Annotated in this window: 15 protein-coding genes; 8 read left to right on the plus strand and 7 right to left on the minus strand. The window is 69.2% G+C overall.

Annotated features, from left to right (window positions below; genetic code table 11):
• Positions 1-53: 53 nt before the first annotated feature.
• The 4 genes from AC0L6Y_RS09370 to AC0L6Y_RS09385 all read right to left on the minus strand — a co-directional run bounded on the left by AC0L6Y_RS09370 (position 54) and on the right by AC0L6Y_RS09385 (position 6106).
• Complete coding sequence (locus AC0L6Y_RS09370; protein WP_473551373.1) at positions 54-2213, minus strand: glycosyltransferase family 2 protein; 2160 nt, start codon at positions 2211-2213, stop codon at positions 54-56.
• Positions 2203-3072 carry a glucose-1-phosphate thymidylyltransferase RfbA gene (rfbA, locus tag AC0L6Y_RS09375; RefSeq protein ID WP_473551375.1) on the minus strand — a complete coding sequence of 290 codons (870 nt, stop codon included), beginning with the start codon at positions 3070-3072 and terminating at the stop codon, positions 2203-2205. Before rfbA ends, AC0L6Y_RS09370 begins: the two co-directional genes overlap by 11 nt.
• Before the next feature lie 71 nt (positions 3073-3143).
• Positions 3144-5099, minus strand: coding sequence for a dTDP-4-dehydrorhamnose 3,5-epimerase family protein (locus AC0L6Y_RS09380; protein WP_473551379.1), 1956 nt, complete (start codon positions 5097-5099; stop codon positions 3144-3146).
• Positions 5100-5176: 77 nt separating this feature from the next.
• Complete coding sequence (locus AC0L6Y_RS09385) at positions 5177-6106, minus strand: O-methyltransferase (RefSeq protein ID WP_473551383.1); 930 nt, start codon at positions 6104-6106, stop codon at positions 5177-5179.
• A gap of 185 nt (positions 6107-6291) precedes the next feature.
• Between AC0L6Y_RS09385 and AC0L6Y_RS09390 the strand changes: the two genes are divergently transcribed.
• The 3 genes from AC0L6Y_RS09390 (at position 6292) to AC0L6Y_RS09400 (ending at position 9614) form a co-directional block, all read left to right on the plus strand.
• Positions 6292-7314: a nitroreductase family protein gene (locus AC0L6Y_RS09390; protein ID WP_473551386.1), complete on the plus strand. Its 1023-nt coding sequence runs from the start codon at positions 6292-6294 to the stop codon at positions 7312-7314.
• A gap of 3 nt (positions 7315-7317) precedes the next feature.
• Entirely contained in the window at positions 7318-8298 is a 981-nt protein-coding gene (locus AC0L6Y_RS09395; RefSeq protein ID WP_473551389.1) for a lysylphosphatidylglycerol synthase domain-containing protein, read from the plus strand.
• An 80-nt stretch (positions 8299-8378) separates the two neighbouring features.
• Entirely contained in the window at positions 8379-9614 is a 1236-nt protein-coding gene (locus AC0L6Y_RS09400; RefSeq protein ID WP_473551393.1) for a polysaccharide pyruvyl transferase family protein, read from the plus strand.
• A gap of 10 nt (positions 9615-9624) precedes the next feature.
• Here AC0L6Y_RS09400 and AC0L6Y_RS09405 read toward each other — a convergent pair whose 3' ends face one another.
• On the minus strand, positions 9625-10569 hold the full coding sequence (locus AC0L6Y_RS09405) for a glycosyltransferase family 2 protein (protein ID WP_473551397.1): 945 nt from the start codon (positions 10567-10569) through the stop codon (positions 9625-9627).
• 133 nt (positions 10570-10702) lie between these two features.
• Between AC0L6Y_RS09405 and AC0L6Y_RS09410 the strand changes: the two genes are divergently transcribed.
• From AC0L6Y_RS09410 to rfbD, 5 genes are all read left to right on the plus strand, one after another.
• The gene (locus tag AC0L6Y_RS09410) at positions 10703-11197 is read left to right on the plus strand and encodes a hypothetical protein (protein WP_473551401.1); all 495 of its coding nucleotides are present in this window, start codon (positions 10703-10705) and stop codon (positions 11195-11197) included.
• A 24-nt stretch (positions 11198-11221) separates the two neighbouring features.
• Positions 11222-12688, plus strand: a complete 1467-nt coding sequence (locus AC0L6Y_RS09415) for a hypothetical protein (RefSeq protein WP_473551404.1) — start codon at positions 11222-11224, stop codon at positions 12686-12688.
• Positions 12689-12838: 150 nt separating this feature from the next.
• On the plus strand, positions 12839-14161 hold the full coding sequence (locus AC0L6Y_RS09420) for a hypothetical protein (RefSeq protein WP_473551406.1): 1323 nt from the start codon (positions 12839-12841) through the stop codon (positions 14159-14161).
• Positions 14162-14183: 22 nt separating this feature from the next.
• Positions 14184-15179: a dTDP-glucose 4,6-dehydratase gene (gene rfbB, locus AC0L6Y_RS09425; protein ID WP_473551409.1), complete on the plus strand. Its 996-nt coding sequence runs from the start codon at positions 14184-14186 to the stop codon at positions 15177-15179.
• 8 nt (positions 15180-15187) lie between these two features.
• Positions 15188-16033: a dTDP-4-dehydrorhamnose reductase gene (gene rfbD, locus AC0L6Y_RS09430; protein WP_473551412.1), complete on the plus strand. Its 846-nt coding sequence runs from the start codon at positions 15188-15190 to the stop codon at positions 16031-16033.
• Between the two features lie 19 nt (positions 16034-16052).
• Here the strand turns inward: rfbD and AC0L6Y_RS09435 are convergent, their stop codons facing one another.
• Both AC0L6Y_RS09435 and purE read right to left on the minus strand, forming a co-directional pair.
• The gene (locus AC0L6Y_RS09435; RefSeq protein ID WP_473551415.1) at positions 16053-17402 is read right to left on the minus strand and encodes an LCP family protein; all 1350 of its coding nucleotides are present in this window, start codon (positions 17400-17402) and stop codon (positions 16053-16055) included.
• Between the two features lie 13 nt (positions 17403-17415).
• Entirely contained in the window at positions 17416-17883 is a 468-nt protein-coding gene (gene purE, locus AC0L6Y_RS09440) for a 5-(carboxyamino)imidazole ribonucleotide mutase (protein ID WP_473558415.1), read from the minus strand.
• Positions 17884-17885: the final 2 nt, after the last annotated feature.

The raw sequence follows: 17885 nt of genomic DNA on the forward strand, positions 1-17885 counted from the left end.
GCCGAAAAGTCAGGTCACAGTGTAGGCGACCGCGGAGGGTCGCCCGTGCACGGTCAGTTCGCGACCTCGATCTCGCCCAGGGCGAGACGCTCGCGGAACTCGGCCGGGCTGAGCCGCTTCGGCGTGTGGCCGAAGCGGGCGGCGCACAACTGCGCCGCGAAGGGATCGGTGACGATCGGGTCGTCCACGCCGGTGATGAGCACCGTGTCGTCGGCGGTCACGCCCACATTCTCCGGCACCCCGAGCATGGCCCCGCGCCCGAGCACGACGACGGTGCGGGCGCGGATCGTCTCGCCGCGCGAGATGAACTCGACGACGCCGTCCTCCTCGACCAGTCGGTGGTAGTGCGCGCACATGAGCTTCTCCTGCCCGCCGTGCATGAAACCGGGGGCATGCATGATCGCGACACGTCGGCCGCTCCCGGTCAGGGCGCGCACGGTCGCGCGGACGGCCGCGCCGTTGTGGTCGAGGGTGCCGCCGCGCCGCGCGTCGACGACGAGCAGCATATCGACCTCGCCGCGGTCGGGGCTCTCCCCGGTGATGCGGGTGGGGGCGCTGCACAGACGCTTCTCGAGCGGGAACGGCATGCGAAGACCGGTCGGGCGGGTGCCGCCGGACTCGATCCAGTTCTTGTACGAGCTGCGGTAGGCGACCCGGGCCGGATGCGTCCAGCCGTCGGCGAGATCGGATCCGCTCAGCGAGGCGAGATCGAAGCGCATGAACATGAGCGGCCCGCGGGTGGTGAGGTGCGGGACCTCGTGGCCGAACGCCGCGCCGATGCGGACGCGGTACTCGGAGTCGGCCGACTTGCGGGTCGAATCGAAGTAGCCGATGCGCCCGACCACCAGCTCGCGACGGAACATCAGCGACGGCTCGCTCAGCCGCAGATACAGGCCGCGGCCCTGCGTGAAGAGCAGGTCGCTGGTCACCCGCAGCGCCGAGGTGAGGTTCGCGGGCTCGTGCGGGTGCGCGAGCAGATGCTGCACCTGGACTTCGAGTCGCCGCGGGTGGCTCCAGTCGTCGGAGTCCTGCATCGTGACGAAGTCGCCGGTGGCGAGGTTCAGCGCCTCGTTCCGCCGCACGTAGGTGCCGCCGTTGACCTCGGAGCGCACCACCGTGATTCGCTCGTCGAGGGCCGCGATGCGCGCGAAGATGTCGTCGAACTCGGGACCCGAGGCGTCGTCCATGACGAGCAGCTCCCAGTCGCGCCAGGTCTGGTGCGTGATCGCCCGGACCGCGTGGATGGTGTCCTCGTTGGGCCGGAACGCGCTCATGATCACGGTGACGCGCGGGCCGGAGGCGCTGGACGGGATCGCCGTCGGCGCCGACAGCCGGTCGAAGGCGACGCCGGTGTTGTTCGACAGCGCCACCGGCTCGAGACCCGAGGCGGCGAACGAGGGGTTGACGAGTGCGAGCCAGGCGGCCTCGTGCTCGGGGCCGGCGCCGGGGGCGACCGGGTTCACCAGGTCGGCGAGCAGGAGGCGACGGTGCCACGAGTCGGACTCCACCAGGTCGAGCACCCGCGCGGCGTCGTCCCAGCGGCGGGCGCCGATGCACAGCTCGGCGAGCCGAACGCGCGTGGTGTCGCTCGCGGCGGCGCTCCGATCGACGGCCAGGTCGAGCAGCCGTGCGGCGGCCGACTCCCCCAAGTCGTGGATCTGGCCGACGCGGGCGAGTCCGACGAGCAGGTCGGCATTGGCTGCGCCGAGCGCCCGCGAGCGCTCGGGCTCCGCGAGACCGCCGAGCGCGACCAGCGCCGCGACATCGAGCGCACCGTTCGTCGCGCGCAGGGCCAGCGCGTCGATGACGGGCCGCGTGCCGGCGTGCAGGGCGTAGGCGAGCAGCTCGTCGGGGGTCGCGGTGGCGATCAGCCGGTTGACCGAGCGGCGGGCCGCGGCGGGGGCGCCGCTGAGCACCGCGCTCTCGGTGGGGTCATCGAGGAAACCGTCCGAGAGGAACCCGGTCACCTGGGGGTTGTGCCGCACGGCGACGCGCGTGGAGAGCCGGCGCCGCAGGAACACCAGCGCGATCACGACCAGCGCGACCAGCTGCAGGAACCACACCAGCAGCAGCCAGGGGTACTCGATCGCGGCGATCACCAGCGCGAGCAGGATCAGCACGAACGGCTGCGCGGCGAGCGCCAGGATGGTCAGGATCTCGGCGCGGCTGAAGCGGAAGAGCGGCGCCAGTCGCTTCTTGATCTCAGCGCGCACGGTGCAGAAGCCTTTCCAGGTAGACGCCGTACCCGCTCTTGCGGAGCGGTTCCGCCAGTGCGGCCAGCTGCTGGTCGTTGATCCAGCCGGACCGCCAGGCGATCTCCTCGATGCAGCCGATCTTGTGGCCCTGACGGCTTTCGATCACGCGCACGTACTCGGCCGCCTCCATCATCGAGTGGATGGTGCCGGTGTCGAGCCACGCGGTTCCGGGCGCGAGCGGGCGCACGGCGAGGCGGCCGGCGTGCAGGTAGTGCTCGTTGACCGACGAGATCTCGAGTTCGCCGCGCGCGCTCGGCGTGATGCCGCGGGCGATCTCGATGACGTCGTTGTCGTAGAAGTAGAGACCGGGAACGGCGTAGCTGCTCTTGGGCTCGACCGGCTTCTCCTCGATCGACAGCGCGTTCATGTCGACGTCGAACTCGACCACGCCGTAGGCGGTCGGATCGGCCACCTCGTAGGCGAAGATCAGCCCGCCCACGAGCTCGGTCTTGGCGTCGAGCGCGCGGTCGAGGTCGGCGCCGTGGAAGATGTTGTCGCCGAGCACGAGCGCGACGCTGTCGTCGCCGATGAAGTCGGCGCCGATGATGAAGGCCTGGGCGAGCCCGTCGGGGCTCGGCTGCACCGCGTACTCGATCGTCATGCCGAGGCGCGAGCCGTCGCCGAGCAGCGCCTCGAACTGGTCGCGGTGCTCGGGGGTGGTGATGACGAGCACGTCACGGATCCCCGCCGTCATCAGGGTCGACAGGGGGTAGTAGATCATCGGCTTGTCGTAGATCGGCATCAGCTGCTTGGAGATGCCCTGCGTGATCGGCCACAGCCGCGAGCCGGAGCCGCCCGCCAGAATGATGCCGCGCATCAGCGGATCGCCAGGTGATCGCGAGAGTCCATTCGGACATCGTATCGACGCACGGGGAACCAGCCTGTGAGTCAGCGCGCGAGGAGCGCCCGCAGCGCCCGTGCGGCACGCACCGGGTGTCGCACCGCGCGCAGTCCGCGGCGCACCAGACGCGTAGCGCGCGCTCGCGCGCGCAGGGCGCCGGTGCCGCGCGGCGCGGCGATGTCGTCGAGGTCGCGACACCAGTCCTGCCAGCGCGCCGGAAGCTGTGCCGGATGCGCGCTGAGCGCCGCGGTGAGGGTGCTGATGGCGGCGGGAAGCGTGAAGGGGCCGGACGCGATCGTCTCGGCGCGGACGGCGGCGGCGCGGCCGTGCCGCGCGACCAGGTCGGCATCCGCCGCGTAGTCATCGAGCGCGCGCGCGAGGGCTGCGATGTCGTCGGGCGCGACCAGGCGCCCGCTCTCCCCGTTGACGATGAGCTCGGCGCCCGCCCCCGAGCTGGTCGCGATGACCGGCCGTCCGAGGGCGAGGCACTCGAGGGTGGATCGCCCGAACGCCTCCTTCTCGGAGGGGATCACGCAGATGTCGGCGGCTGCGACCGTCGGGAACGGGTTCTCCCGCTCCCCCGCGAAGCGCACGCGCGCCGTCGGCGCGATGGTCTGCGCCCGCCGGATGAGCGCCGCATCCGCCCCACGATCGAGAACCTCGCCGACGAAGGTGACGTTGATGCGGTCGTGCGTCGTCGAGCCGAGCGCCTCGATGACCCGCCACTGCCCCTTGCTGTGCGTGACCCGGCCGAGGACGCACACCCGCAGCGCCGGCGACGGCTCTTCCGGCGTCGCCTCGTTGACGTCGAGTGCCCGCGAGCGCACCGCGGCGAGATCGACGGGCGGGTAGACGACCGAGACCTTCTCGGGCGGCATGTGCTCGTCGAGCATCGCCTTCACCGCGAACGAGTTCGCGACGACGGCGTGCGAGAGCTCCCCGATCTCGCGCAGGGCCGCCTCACGGCCGCCCGGGTAGAAGAAGCCCTGGACGCGTTCGCCGAACTCGCGCACGAACCAGACGTGAGGGATGCCGAGCGCGGCGGCGGCGATCGCCCCCCACGGCACGACGAGAGTGTTGGTGACGACGAGCCGGACCTCGCGCTCGGTGAGCAGGCGCCGGATCGCGGCGGTCGCGGCGGCGTTCTCGGCGTCGCGCAGTCGGCGCTGCGCCGATCCGCCGTTGACGTCCCAGACCGCCCAGCCGGTCATCGGCACGTCGAGCGATTCCCACCCGCGCCGGCGCACCTCGTCCGCCAGCGCCGCCGCGGGCGCCGGGCCGATCACGATCGGCTCGAGCTCGGGGTCGGCGGCCCGCCAGGCGTCGATGATCGCCAGCATCGATCGCTCGGCGCCCCCCAGGTGCGCCGACGACTGATGGCTGACGAACGCGACGCGCATCAGGGGGCGAGGTCGCGGTAGCGCGCCTGGCAGTCGTCCCAGGTCGACAGCAGGCCGGCCTCGCGCGCCTCGGCCAGCGTCGGCGCGTCGAGATCCTTCGGCGAGAGCTCGCAGCTCCTCGCGCTCGAACCGCAGATCGAGAGCGATCTCGGGGTCGAACGGCGTGATGCCGTGCTCGCGCTCGGGACGGAACACGTCGCTCACGAGGTAGGTGACGACGGTGTCGTCGGCGAGCGCCACGAAGGCGTGTCCGAAGCCCTCGGGAACGAACAGCGCGGCACGGTTGGCGGCGGAGAGCTCGGCCGAGTCGGACTGGCCGAAAGTGGGCGAGCCGACGCGCAGATCGACGACGTAGTCGATGATCGCGCCGTGCGCGACGGTCACGTACTTGGCCTGGCCGAGCGGCACCTCGGCGAAGTGGATGCCGCGCACGACGCCGCGCGCCGACACCGAGGTGTTGGTCTGCACGACCGGCATCGTGCGCCCGGTCGCCTCGGCGAGCCGGTCGGCGCGGAAGGACTCCATGAAGGCCCCCCGCTCGTCGCCGAAGATGCGCGGCTGGATGAGCTTGGCATCCGGAATCGAAAGCGGGGTGATCAGCACGTCAGGAGCCTAACAACCGACGGCACCGCGCTCGCTGGCGCGCTCGCTTCGGCAGTGCGCACGACGCCTCCCCTAGTTCAGGCCCGCAACGTGAGGCTCGCGGTGCGCTCCCGCTGCTCGCGCGCAACGACCGTGCCCGCCGGAAGCTCGGCTGCCAGCCAGCGTTCGACCATCTCGCGCTCGTCTGGGCGATCGACATCGTCGATGACGATCGTGGCACCCGGAGCGAGCCGATTCCCGAGCAGCTCGAGAGCGGGGTACCGCGCGAGCGGCCCCGTGGAACCGGGAGGCCCATCAACAAACAGCAATGCGATCTCGGTGAGGTCACCCCATCCGGATTCGTCGTACCAGAGCTGTTGCCCCTCGGCGGTCGCCACCGGTGACAGCTGGGCGATCCGGAGCTCAACCCGGTCAGCCACGCCATTTCGCTCAAGCGCGCGCAGTGTCACCTCGGCCCACTCCTCCGAGGTGTCGAGCGACACGATTCGGACATCGCCACCGCGACGAGCGGCGGCGAGCGCCATCCAGAGGGTCGTGGCGCCACTCCCGAGTTCGAGCACCGTGGAGCCGGATGGCAGTTCGCGCACGTACTCGGTCAGCAGCAGTGCCGTGCCGGGAAGCGCGGAGTAGCTCGTGAGCGGGACGTGCTCCGCCTCGCTCGGAAAGCTGTCGTGCAGGGTGCGCAGCGCCGAGGCGTCGCGAAGCACATCGTGCCGAAGCCTGCTCTGAAGGGAGCCGGGTTCACTGCTCAGCAGGCGACGAACTCGCTTGAGATCGGCCTGAAGGATTTCGACCCCGCGCGCGTTCGCGGCCACCCGCGACTCGACCCGAATGGCGATCACGATTGCGACGACGAGGAGCCCCGCGAGCACGGCCGCCACCGCCAGCCAGCCGAGCGCGCGAAGGAGCGAAGAGCCGGTAGCGCCCCCGGCGATCGCGGCTGCCGCGCCGAGCGCGAGCCCGACGGCGGCGACGGCGAGCAGCTGCTGAAAACGACGAGACGACATGGCTCTCACCCTACGGCGTTGACGCCTCGGGCAGGAGGACCGCGGTTCCCGCGTCGGCTAGGCTCTGCACGTCGTGCGTGCCACACGCCGTCATCGCGCCGAAGGACCCCCTCATGCTCAGTCGTCTCAAAAACCTCGCAAAGACTTTGCTCGCAATCACGTGGATTCGCCGCAGCTACGAAGTCGTGAACACTGTCACCCTTGAGGTCTTCGGCTCGAGCCGCGTGCTCACACACCTGCTGTACTTCGTCTGGCCGGTGAGCTTCAATCGCGAGCAAGCCGCCGTCGTGCGCGGTCGACGCGACTACTACCGGAACAAGCGCAGCCGCTCCCGGCGAAGCAACGTCGAACTCCGCCGAAACATTCACCGCTTGGAAAAGGGACTGACGATGCGGCCGCGGCGCGATGTCTTCGCGCTGGACTACATCGGTGAAACGATCGAGTTCTACGAGCACGCGCACGAGCAGAGCCGCCTGGGGACTTCGGAGATGGATTCCAGCGAGCTCAGGTGGGCGCACGATGTCCTGGACGCCTACTTCGCCGCGTGCACCGGGTCCGCTCCCGCGCTCGACGATGCGCGCGCGCGCTTCGCCAGTCTGTCGCCGATCGAGCACGAGGGGCACGCGCTTGCGCCGTTCACTCGCCAGGAGAGCATCGAGTCGTCGGTGACCCTGGAGCAGCTGAGCCAGTTGGCGATGCGACGGCGTTCGGTGCGCTGGTTCGAGCAGCGCCCCGTCGAGCGCGAGAAGATCGACGCGGCCCTCGAGGTCGGAGTCCAGTCGCCAACCGCATGCAACCGACTTCCGTACGAGTTCCGCATCTTCGATGAGCCGGAACTCGTCCGAAAGGTCGCAGGGATCCCGTTCGGCGCTGCGGGCTACTCGCAGAACATCCCGGTCATCATCACCGTCATCGGCAAGCTCGACTCCTACTTCAGTCCGCGCGACCGGCACGCGATCTACATCGATGCGTCGCTCGCCGCGATGGCGTTCATGCTGGCTCTTGAGACGGAAGGGCTCTCGTCGAGCGTCATCAACTGGCCCGACTTCGAGCCTCTCGAACGTCGCATGGAGAAGACCTTGGGTCTGCGCACAACAGATCGCGTGGTGATGCTGATCGCGGTCGGCTACGCGGACCCGCTGGGGGTCATCCCGCGGTCGGTCAAGAAGGAGCTCGGCACCATCCGCAACTACAACCGACTGGGCTGAGTGGTGGCCTTCCGCTCGGCCAACGCGCGCTCCGTGCTGCGGTACTCCCTCAGCGCGATCGTCATCGGCGTCGTCGTGTGGTTCTTCGCCAATTCGCTGATCGCCAATTGGGACCGTGTCCAGGACATCGAAATCACGATCGGCCCCGCCACCATCCTGGGAGTGACGATCTGGGTGGCGGCGGTGCTCGTCTCCGGGTGGCTCTGGGGCGCGACGATGCGAGCGATGGATCCGAACGCCGAGTTCACGAGCCGAGACGCGATCGCCACGCACTGCCTCTCGTGGGTTCTCAAGTACATCCCGGGCCAGCTCGGTTCGTTCGCGAACAAAGTGCTGTGGGCCACCAAACGCGGCATCAGCCGAGCGCTCGTCAGCGTGTCCTTCATCTACGAGAACGTCTTCCTGCAGATCGCGTCGATCGTTCCGTCGGTCATCATTCTTCTTCTGTCGCTCGGCGGCGAGCTGTTCCTTGACAACCCCGTGACGCTCGTGCTGCCGCTTCTGGTGCTCGTCCCGCTCGCGATCGTGGCCATCGGCCCGGTATTCCGGCCGCTCACGGTGTGGGTGGCGCGGCGAGTGCTCCGGCGCGATGTCGATCCGGGTCTGTTCTTGCCAACAGGACGGACTCTCGGTCTCATCGCCGGCTACACGGTCCCGAGATTGCTCAACGGCGCGGGCTTCGTCCTCATCGCCACCGACATCACCGACGTGCCCGCGGAGGCAGTTCTCCCGCTCGCCGCCGCGTATGTTCTGGCGGGCGCGATCGGGATCTTGGCGATCTTCGTGCCGTCCGGGCTCGGGGTACGAGAAGCTGTCATCGTCCTCATCGCGTCGCAGTACCTTCCCGTCGCGGATGCGATCGTGCTGTCCGTCCTCGCGCGCCTCTACGCGACGCTCGCCGACGGATTCGTCGCGGCCGCGTACTTCGCTCTCCGGCCCCGCACCCCCGGCGCTTCGCCGGTAGGCAGCTCCACACCGGACTGAGGAAACGTCGGCGCCGAAGCTGGCCTAATCTGTTCACGGGCGCCCGCGTCGGCGCCACGACCACCACCAGAGAGACCCGCATGACCCACTTCGTCATTATCGGATCGGCCCTGGCGGGCAACAAGGGTGCCGCCGCCATGCTCGAGAGCTCGATCGCCACGCTGAGCGAACGCGTCGACGACCCGACCTTCACGCTGTTCAGCATGTACCCGCGCGAGGACGCCCGACTCAACCGGAACCACAATGTGGAAATCGTTCCTGCCACCCCGCGCCAACTGGGAGTGACGATCAACCTGCTCGCGCTGACCTACCGCGTGCTTCCCCCGGTTCGGCCGCTTCTCCGCAAGCGATCCGCGTCGATCCGCGCCCTCACGCGTGCCGCGGCGCTGCTCGACCAGGGCGGCATCACCTTCTCGGATGGTCGCGAGAAGTTCCTGCTGTACAACGTGGCCTCCATCCTCCCTGCGCTCAACACGCAGACGCCGGTGATCAAGTGCGCCCAGGCGATCGGCCCGTTCACGGGCAAGCTCAATCGCGCCGTGTCGAAGGTCTTCCTCCCGAAGGCCGAGCTGATCGTGACGCGCGGCGCCATCACGCACGACTTCGCGGACGGCCTGGGGCTCACGAATACCGCCCGCGGGGCCGACTACGCCTTCTCGCTTGAGCTGGACGGGACTGAGCGGGCGGAGGTCGAGCGCCTCGTCGATCTGAGCTTTTTCGAGGCCGGGGCTCCGGTCATCGGTTTCTCGCCGAGCGTCGTCATGCAGAAGAAGGTCGATGCCCGCGGCGGCGACTACGTGGGCGGAATCGTCGAGGCGATCCGTGCCGAACTCGCCAAGGGCCACCGGGTCGCCATCATCCCGCACAGCGTGCGGGTGAACACCGACAAGACCCACAACAACGACCTGCCGCTGTGCCGCGTCATCGCGGAGCAGGTCGGCGTCAGCGAGAACGTGCTGTTCGTCGAGGATGACCTGAGCTCCCAACAGCTGCGCTACCTGATCGGCCTGTGCACTCGTTTCGTCACGAGCCGATTCCACGCCATGATCTCGAGCCTCTCGATGGCGGTCCCGACCGTCGTGATCGGGTGGAGCCACAAGTACAAAGAGGTCCTTGACCTCTTCGGGCTCAGCGAGTGGGCGTTCGGCAGCGACGAGTTCTCGGCCGACAAGATCACCTCCGAGCTGGGCCGGCTCGCCGAGCACGATGCCGACGTGCGCTCGGCGATCGCCGGCGCTCTGCCTTCGGTCAAGGAGCTGTCGCTGTCTCAGGCAGACCTGATCGCCGAGGTGGCTCGCCGCTCACCCCGCGCGTAGCGCCCGCGGGTCAGCGCGCGTCGTACTGCAGGCGCTTCGACCGTTCGAGCCCGTCTTCAAGCAGGACGCGGTTGATCCGCAGGAGGTCCGCCAAGAGCCCGAGTGCGAAGCTGAGCAGCCCCCCGACAAGCAATGCGCTGCCGAGGATCAACGACTGGATGTGGTCGCCGGCCGTGTCGCTCAGCCACAGCACGAGGTAGCGCACGAAGGGGATCGCGGAGCCGATGAGGAACACCACGCCGAGCGGCACGAAGAACGCCAGCGGGCGGAACATCAGGTAGCTGCGGACGATGGCGCGACCCGACTCGAGGATGTGCTGCCACATCGAGGAGAAAAGTCGCGACTCGCGCGTCTTCGGGTTCGTGACGATCGGGACGCTTGCCACCTTGAGGCGCTTGTGCCCAGCCTGGATGATGGTCTCCATGCAGTAGCTGAACTCGGTCACGATGTTGAGCTTGAACAGCGCTTCGCGAGAGTACGCGCGGAAGCCGCTGGCGGCGTCCGGCACGTTCGTGCCGGCGGCCTTGTTGACGACCCAGCTTCCCATCCGCTGCAGCAGCTTCTTCAGCGGCGAGAAGTGGGCGATCGTCGAGGTCTGACGGTCGCCCACCACGATGTCGGCTTCGCCGCGCAGCACTGGCGCGATGAGGTCAGGAATCCGATCCTGTGGGTACTGGTTGTCGCCGTCCGTGTTGACCAGGATGTCGGCGCCGTGGGCGAGTGCGTAGTTCGCGCCGTCGGCAAAGGAGCGGGCAAGGCCGCGATTGCGAACATGGTGCACGAAGTGAGTCACGCCGTGCTCGCGCGCGACCTCCACCGTGCGATCGCTGGACCCGTCGTCCACCACCAGAAGATGAAGCTCGTCGACGCCCTCGATCTCGCGAGGGATGCTGGACAGAACCAGCGGGAGAGTCTCTTCCTCGTTGAGGCAGGGGACCTGCACGAAGACCTTCATGGCGCACCTCTGAAAAGCTGTAGGAGGGCTACCTGCCCCGGATGCAAGCGTACCGGGCATCCTTGCAGCCACGATCGCGCACGGCGGCGGCTACAGTAGCGGTTGGTCCAATCGAGGAGAGCTGCAGACTGGTATGACGACTTCCCCGCGCGTGCTGAGCGCGATCCCCGTTCTCGTGATTGCGCTCCTCGCCGGAGCAACGGTCGCGAACGCGACAGGATTCGTCGCCGCCGACGATCGCGTCGACAGCTCGTGGCGGGCCGGCTTCGTCGACAACGGCGGCGACGTCGAACGCGCGTCGTTCTCAACCGCCCGGTACGGCGTCTACTTTGCGCTTTCTGAGCACGCCGCCGGCGCCGCATTCGTGAGCCCCACGCCGTTCAAGGGGAACATCACCGGTCGCATCCTCGGCCTCGCCCGCGCCTCGACGTTCGAGTCGTTCGATTACGACTCCGTCGCGATCGCCGCTGAACTCGAACTCGACGAGTTCGTCGCCGCAGAAGGGGCGTACGCGGATGGGCGAGGCAGCTACGTTCTTGCGGTCCTGGACGACAACCCCGAAACGATCGTGCTCCTTGAACTCGCCGAGTTCGAGTGGCTTCTCGTTCGATCGTCGGCTGATCCCTGACGCCCTAGCCGAGGAGTACGGCCTGTGATCATCGAACTCGTGACCGCGGTCGCCATTCTCACTGGTGGGGTGCTCACGCTGCTCGCCGCGGGAGTGCGCAGCCGGCTGGCGCTGATCGCACTGACCATCCCGACCGGACTCGCTGTGATGATCACAGTCGGGTCGGCACAGGCGATCCTCACCCTTCAGCAGTGGCCCGTCGCCACCCTGCTCCTCACATCGTTCATCCCGGCGTTCGCGGCTGTTGCTCGCCGCCGCGCGATCTCAGCGCCCGAACTTCGTTCGGCCGCGTTGGTGGTCGCAGCCGGCACGGCCCTGGCCGCGGCCTTTGCCGCGATCGACCGCATCAATGTGCACTCCGACACGTTCGAGTACCTGACCATCGGTCTGCTGCTGCAGAACGGCAGCCTGATCGAGGGCGTTTCGTTCTTCCAGCTCGAGAAGCGCCAGCTCGCGCTCGGAGTCCTTCACTCGCCCGCTGGCCTGCTCGGCGAGGACTTCCTTGTCAGCGTCACCCCGATGATCGCCGCGGGATGCGTTGCCGTGCTCGTCGCGATCGCGGTCGCGTCCGCGCGCCGAGCGAGCTTCCCGACCTGGGCGACTGTGGTCCTGGCGACCGCCACCGTGACGGCCTTGCTCTCGATCAATCGAGTGTGGTTCCACGCGTTCTACCTCAACGGCCACCTGCTGTTCGGCCTCTGCGTTCTCGTCCTCGCCGGGCTCTCGTGGCTCGTCGCAACCTCATCGCCGATGATCTCCAGCCGCGCCGCCACGGTCGTGCAGGCCCTGATGGTCGCGGCGATGGTCGTCACTCGCCCCGAAGGCTCGATCATTGCGGGGCTGGCGCTCCTTCCCACGCTGCTCGACAGCTCGCGTTCAACTCGCGAACGACGGCTCCTGCTCGGCGCTCTGGGTGTGGCCATCCTCGTCTGGCAGATCTGGCTCGCCAGCGTCACGTACGTCATCGCGGGCGAGTTGACGCGTTCCATGATGGGCATGATCGCGGCAGGCGTCGTCGCGCTCGCCGTGATCCCTCTGGTCGGGCGCAACTGGGTGGACGGGCGAGCCAAGGTCTGGCTGCTCGCGACTGAAGCTCTGCTCTGGCTCGCTCTGATCGGCCTGGCGGTGCGCGAGCCGCAGGTGCTCACCGCCTCGCTCAAGGCGACATGGCAGAACGTGATGCTCGGAGGGTGGGGGCCCGCGTTCGCCGTCACGATCGCGCTCGCTGCCGTTGTGATCCTGGTGACGAAGATGCCCTCGCGACTGTATCTCCGCTACGCCGTCACGACGTTCATCCCGCTTGCGTACCTCCTCGCGTACCTCCGCGACGCCGCGTACCGATTCGCCGAAGCAGACTCCCTCACCCGGATGATCATTCAGGTGCTCCCGCTCGCCCTTGCCGCCCTCGTCGCCAGCGTCGGGGCGCAGTGGCGGTGGCAGAAGAAGGCGATCGGCGCCGAGGAGAAGGAGCCCGCGTCGCTGCCGGCGTAGTGGTTGCACCCGGGAACCGACTGCCGGCGAGGGCGTGGGGATTCGACACGCCTTCGATCTGGCCGCGGCCCGACGCGGCGACCCGAGCCTTCGCACCATGGCCGCTGAGCTCGATGCCCACCTGCCGGTAGGTTCGACGCGTGATGATCAATGTCTAGCCGCCGCCATCCTCTCGAGCGCTTTCCTCGGACCCCGTGGCTGTCTCGCTCCGATGCGCCGTGGTTCCTGATCGGCGAGCACGCCCGGAACGAGTCCCTGCTGCGGTTCGCCGCGTTCGGCCTCTTCGCCGACGACGAAGCCGCGTCCGCGGGGATCGCCGCGATCAATGCCGCACGGCGCGACTGGGCCCACACGCGCGGCGGCGACGACCTGAGCGACGCCGAGCTCGCGGAGCTCCTGGTGACGGTCGTCCGCGACGCGCTCGCGGCCTCGGGCGACGGTCCGCTGACGCAGGGCATCAGCGGCGGCTTCGACTCGCGCCCGCTGACCTACGCGCTGCGTGAGCTCGGCGAGAGCACGACGATGTACTCCATCGGCCAGCACGGCAACATCGACTACGACGTGGTCGAGTACCTGCGCGCGCACAGCGGCCTCGAGATCGAGATGATCGACACCAACACCTGGGAGTGGAGTCTCGACATGCTCGACGACTACGCCCGGATCAGCGTCAACCTGCAGCTGACGCCCCTGGCGATCACGCGCCTCCTCTTCGACGAGCGCCTCCCCGGGCGTCGCGACGTCAACGGCTACCTCAACGACGTGATCTCCGGCGACAATCGCGAGAAGCGCCCCGGCGCCGTGGTCGAGGACCCCCTGGATGCGTTCGCCCTGCGCAACGACGGGTTCTCGCTGCAGTCGCTGATGGCGCCGCGCGTCGTTCGGAGCCTCGTCCCCACGGCGGCCGTCTCCGACGAGTACGAACTCGACACCTACCGCCAGATCGACCTCGGATACCGCCAGGAGTCGCGGCTCAAGCCGACGCCGTCCGCCGCCGCCACCTTCGTGACCCCCTACGAGGACCCGCGCTGGCTCGGCTACTGGTTCAACCGCACCCCCGACGAGCTCGCCGGGCAGAATCGCTGGATGCGACTGGTGCGCTCGCTGCCCGCCGACCTCTTCCCCGACCTGGTCGGTCTCGATCCCGAACTCGACGGCAAGCTCCTGCGACGCGCGCGCCGCGACCGCATGTACGGGCTGAAGCGCTTCGAACCGCTGGTGGCGATGCCCGACGGCGTCGAGCTCCCCCGCAACCCGCTGCACCACTTCGACGCCTACAGCTGCTCGCGCAACAACGCGGGCTTCCAGGCGATGCTGCGCGAGAGCATGCGCCGGCTTCGCGGCCGCCGCGTGGTGCGCCCGGAGCTCATCGACCGGGTCGAGCAGCTCTTCTTCGGCGCCCACGACCAGACGGCGATCAACATGCTCGGCGGGCTCGTCGCCATTGACGTCGGCTTCGCGGCGAACCGGTTCTGAGCCCCGCCGGTAGGCTGAACCCGTGAAATTGCTCGTCACCGGTGGCGCCGGATTCATCGGCTCGAACTTCGTGCACCATGTGCTCGCGCACAGCGATCACCGTGTCACGGTGCTCGACAAGCTGACCTACGCCGCCAGCCGCGCCTCGCTCGACGGCCTGCCCGAGGACCGCTTCGAGTTCGTGCTCGGCGACATCGGCGACGCGGCCCTCGTTGACGAGCTGATGCCGCGCCACGACGCCGTCGTCCACTTCGCCGCCGAGAGCCACAACGACAACTCGCTGCACGACCCGCGGCCGTTCCTCGACACCAACATCGTCGGCACCTTCACCCTGCTGGAGGCCGCGCGCCGCCACGGCACGCGCTTCCACCACATCTCCACCGACGAGGTGTTCGGCGACCTCGAACTCGACGACCCCGAGCGCTTCACCGAGTCGACCCCCTACAACCCGTCGAGCCCGTACTCGTCGACGAAGGCGGGCAGCGACCTCCTGGTGCGGGCCTGGGTGCGCTCCTTCGGCATCGAGGCGACCATCTCGAACTGCTCCAACAACTACGGGCCGTACCAGCACGTTGAGAAGTTCATCCCGCGCCAGATCACCAACGTGATCCGCGGCGAGCGCCCGCGGCTGTACGGCTCCGGACAGAACGTGCGCGACTGGATCCACGCCGAAGACCACTCCGCGGCGGTGCTCACCATCCTGGAGCGCGGCGCCATCGGCGAGACGTACCTGATCGGCGCCGACGGCGAGAAGGACAACCGCACGGTCGTCGAGCTGATCCTGGAGCTCATGGGCCAGCCCGCCGACGCCTACGACCTGGTCACCGATCGCCCCGGCCACGACCTGCGCTACGCGATCGACTCCCGCAAGCTCCGCGCCGAGCTCGGCTGGCTGCCCCGCTTCGACAACTTCGAGGCCGGGCTCGCCGCGACGATCGAGTGGTACCGCGCCAACGAGGACTGGTGGGCTCCGCAGAAGGACGGCGTCGAAGCCCGCTACCGCGCGCAGGGCCAGTGAGCTCGGCGGTGCGGTGGTTCGTCGCCGGCGCGGGCGGGATGCTCGGGCGCGATCTGCAGGCAACCCTCGAAGGCCGTTCCGTCACACCCGCGACGCGCACTGACCTCGACATCACCGACGTGGAGGCGTGCCGTCGCGCCGTCGACGGCCACCAGGTCGTCGTCAACGCCGCCGCCTACACCCGCGTCGACGACGCCGAGAGCGACGAGGACGCCGCGTTCGCGATCAATGCCACCGGCGCCGGCAACCTGGCCGCCGCCGCGGCCGAGGTCGGCGCCCGGTTCGTGCAGGTGTCCACCGACTACGTGTTCCGCGGTGACGCGAGTAGCCCCTACCCCGAGTCGGCGCCGCGCGACCCGCAGAGCGCCTACGGCCGCACCAAGGCGCGCGGGGAAGAGGTCGTCGAGGAGCATCACCCCGCCGCCCACCTCGTGCGCACGGCGTGGCTCTACGGCCGTCACGGCGCCAGCTTCCCCGCCACGATGCTGCGCCTGGCCGCTGACCGCGAGACCGTCAGCGTCGTGACCGACCAGCTCGGCCAGCCCACCTGGACCCGCGATCTGGCCGACGCGATCGTCGCGCTCATCGACGCGGAGGCCCCCGCCGGCATCTACCACGGCACCAACTCCGGTCAGGCGAGCTGGTTCGACCTGGCCCGGGCCGTGTTCGAGCTCCACGGACTCGATCCCGCCCGCGTGCTGCCGACCGACAGCTCCGCGTTCCCGCGCCCCGCACCCCGACCGGCGTACTCGGTGCTCGGGCACGATGCCTGGGCCGCGGCCGGGCTGGCGGCCCCGCGCCCGTGGCGTGACGCGCTCGAGGCCGCGGTGCGCGCCGGCACCTTCCCCGTCTGAGCCTCGTGCGACCCGCGGGTCACTCCTCCGGCGCGGGCGTCGCCGGGGCGAGAGCCTCGGCCACGCGCTCCCGGATCGCCTCGATGTCGGGGGCGTCCGGATCGAACTCCGGCGGAACGAAGTCCACGGTGGCGATCGGCTGCTCGCGCGACTGCTCGGCGAGTTCGGCGAAGAAGCTCAGCATCGCGGAGGGAATGTCGGTCGACACCACATCACCGCCGGCCTCGGCGATCGCCCGGAAGTTCACGATCACGTTGGCGGGGTTCGCCTGCGCCAGGATCGCCTCCTGCACCTGGCGCTGCCGCTCCATGCGCTCGTAGTCGTTGGAGCCGTACCGCGTGCGCGCGTACCAGAGCGCCGTCTCGCCATCCATGTGCTGAAGCCCGGCCTCGATGTACCCGATCGGGTCGGCGGGCGTGCCGTCATCGAAGGTGTTCGCGCCGATCGGCAGTCGCTCGGCGACGTCGATGTCGATGCCGCCGAGCGCATCGATCAGCTCCTCGAAGCCCTCCATGTCGATCAGCACGTAGTACTGCAGCGAGAGGCCGAGCGTTCCGGACACGGCGTCGCGCATCGCCTCGATGCCGGCGTTGCTGCCGGCGGCCTCGGCATCCGGATACAGCTCCGGGTGCTCCTGCCCGTAGGTGTAGAGGTAGCTGATCAGGCACTCGACGCCGCAGTTGTAGCCCTCGGGAAAGGCCTCGAGCATCGGGGAGTCGGCCGAGAACTGCGCGTTCTCGAGGTTGCGGGGAACGCCGAAGATGGTCACCGCGCCGCTGGCAGCGTTGATGCTGACAACCGAGATGCTGTCGGGGCGCAGCCCCACCCGGTCCGGCCCCGCATCGCCGCCGAGCAGCAGGATGTTGTACCGGCCGTCGACCGGCTCGGCGATCTCGGCGTTCGAGAACGTGCCGGTCAGCAGCGACATCGCCGAGACGGCGTTCACGGCCGCGAACCCGGCCCCGCCGCTCGCGATGACAAGACCGCTGACAGCCAGCAGCGCGACCCCGGCGCGGGCCAGACCCGAGACCCGCACGAAGCGCACGAGTCGCAGCGTGTCGAGCGTCAGCACCACCCACAGCGTCGCGTAGAACGCCAGCACCCCGATGAGCACCGCGAGCACGACCGGATTGGTGACGGCCCGGATCAGGATCGACCGGTCGAGCAGAGCGGCCGCCACGACGACGAGCGCGATCCCCCAGGACACGATCGTGGCGGCGAGGCCGAAACGGCCGAGGCGGCGACTGCCCGCGAGAACCTGCGCTGAGCCGGGCACGAGAAGGTTCAGCCCGACGAGCCACCACGCGCGGCGCGTCATGATCTCCGGGGAGCGGAGGTCCGGGTTGCGGACGGGGCTGGTGGTGCTCACGCCGGGGTCCGCGTCACAGCTCGCGCTGGAGCTTCGCGTTCTTCTCGGCGACGAGGGTCTCCAGGCTCGCGGCGTACTCGGCGAGTCGGGCGGCCAGCGCCGCATCTGTCGCCCCGAGCATGCGGGCGGCCAGCAGGCCCGCGTTGCGCGCGCCGCCGATCGACACCGTCGCCACCGGGATCCCCGCGGGCATCTGCACGATCGACAGCAGCGAGTCGAGACCGTCGAGCTTCGCCAGCGGCACCGGCACTCCGATCACCGGCAGCGTCGTCACCGAGGCGAGCATGCCCGGCAGGTGCGCGGCACCGCCGGCACCCGCGATGATCGCGCGCAGGCCGCGGTCCGCCGCCTCCGTGCCGAACTCGATCATGCGGTGCGGGGTGCGGTGCGCCGAGACGACCTCCACCTCGTGCGGGATGTCGAATTCGGCGAGCGCCGCGGCGGCATCCTTCATCACGTTCCAGTCCGAGTCGGACCCCATGA

It is taken from the genome of Pseudolysinimonas sp. 10J20-29 (assembly GCF_055809595.1).